A 1,724-nucleotide genomic window follows, 5' to 3' on the forward strand; every position below is an offset into this window, starting at 1 on the left:
TCCCAAAGCTTACCCATTAATGAAACAACCTAGAAATCAATTACGCCGTCAATTACAGACTGCTTAATTTAACTATATCTTGGCTTATTTCAGTGCCATTCCCCTCACTACTGCTGCAACTGTTGGTTTTGACCCGAAAGCATTTTTAGACGAATTAGGAGTGCCGACATCAGAAAAAAAGTCGAAACGACCTGCGACAATTCAGGATCTGAAAAATTTGACACGCTCTTTGTTGAGCGAGAAATTCCAATCTCCAGCTTAAAATGGCGCAACTTCTTCAAGGAGAATCTTTTCGGATTCTCAATCATTTTTTTTCTAGTTTGCATTGGGCTGTCTGTTTATATTCGTGTTGCTAATGCACCGCCACCCCAGACAACACAAAGTATCGACGGGCAACAACCGTAAAATATTCCGGCTGAGTGGCAATGAAATACCAGAAGCAAGCGATGTTGGGATTATTGGGCATGGGGTTAATTGCAAGTCCTTGGTTATCGCAACTGCCAGCCCAATTCAAGACTTACAACAGTGGCATCACGATTCGAGAGTCTGAAGAACTAGAACGCATTAAAGCCGAGCAAAGGGCAGCGACCGCCGACAAAATTAACTCTCTTGGAGTTACGCCCTCATTCAGTAAGTTACGAATCAGGAACTATCTAGACTCGAAGAAACGTAACCCTAGACCTGATCTACCGGTTATTTAGAAGATGAAACAGTTTTTGTGTATGACTCAACTGGTTTATGTATTGGACGCATTGAACAGAGGCAATGGCGGTGGAAGTATAGATTCAAAAACGCTTGTAAGAATTCACCACTACTTGAAGATTCACCCAATTGATTTATGAAATATCTCACTCCAAACAAATCTAATTCACAACGAAACCCAGAACCATCACCACAAGGAGAGCCGAAAAAAGGAGGGAGTGACTACTTAGAATTATTAGCTCGCTGGATTGTGGCATTAATCTCACTGCCAGTTATCTTTATCTCACATATCATTGCTCAATTCGTTACCCCAGGCACACCCGGATACAAGCTGGTTGGTGCAATTGGTTTCTGGATTGGTACACTCCTTTCTACTGATAGCATCTGGCAAGTTTTATTCCAGGGAAAACCGATTTTTCCTTGGTTTGAAACTGAATGGATTGGCTCGTTTGGTTGGTTACAACTTCTATTTAATCCCTTGTTTTGGATTAGCTTCGGTATCTCTGCACTTGTTCAAGTCATGCAAGCTCGGACATTGCGTGGTAAAGAACCACAACAGGCCAAGAACGAGTTTGAGGAATCCAAACAATACACACTCGGTAGTAAACCGAATGGGAATATCGATTTGACTGTCGCACTCTGGGGCGATTACAAGAGGGCTGGCATGAAAGAACGTCATACAGGTGGAGCGATCGCACTGTTTTTCTGGGTTTTGGATCTGACTACTACCTTCGTTGGTCGTAATCCCTTTCGCTACACGAACCCTGGTGTGATCTTGGCTTGCTTTGCTTACAACGTAGTTTCAATGATGGCAGGCGAGATTGGTTACAGCATTTGGAAATTAACTAAGTAAGAGGAATTCACATGCAGCAACAAATACCAATGCTAGGAACTAAAGAGACGGCACTTTTACGTGACGATTACCCCAGCATTGAGTATTTGGAAGCTGGGAATACCGCCTCTTGGTTACAAGAGCGTCAAGATCAGTTATTAGTCCGCGCCAAAGATGAGCGTAATGGCAT

At 43.0% G+C, this 1,724-nt stretch carries 3 protein-coding genes; all 3 read left to right on the forward strand.

The window, feature by feature from the left end; genetic code table 11:
• Positions 1-79 precede the first annotated feature (79 nt).
• The 3 genes from H6G26_RS41570 (at position 80) to H6G26_RS41580 (ending at position 1,555) form a co-directional block, all read left to right on the forward strand.
• Positions 80-262, forward strand: coding sequence for a hypothetical protein (locus H6G26_RS41570; RefSeq protein WP_190737966.1), 183 nt, complete (start codon positions 80-82; stop codon positions 260-262).
• 163 nt (positions 263-425) lie between these two features.
• Positions 426-701: a hypothetical protein gene (locus H6G26_RS41575; RefSeq protein WP_242054418.1), complete on the forward strand. Its 276-nt coding sequence runs from the start codon at positions 426-428 to the stop codon at positions 699-701.
• 137 nt (positions 702-838) lie between these two features.
• Positions 839-1,555 (forward strand): hypothetical protein, encoded by a 717-nt coding sequence (locus H6G26_RS41580; protein ID WP_190737968.1) that lies wholly within the window; start codon positions 839-841, stop codon positions 1,553-1,555.
• The last annotated feature ends 169 nt before the right edge of the window (positions 1,556-1,724 follow it).

It is taken from the genome of Nostoc sp. FACHB-888 (assembly GCF_014696655.1).
Classification (GTDB): Bacteria; Cyanobacteriota; Cyanobacteriia; order Cyanobacteriales; family Nostocaceae; genus Nostoc.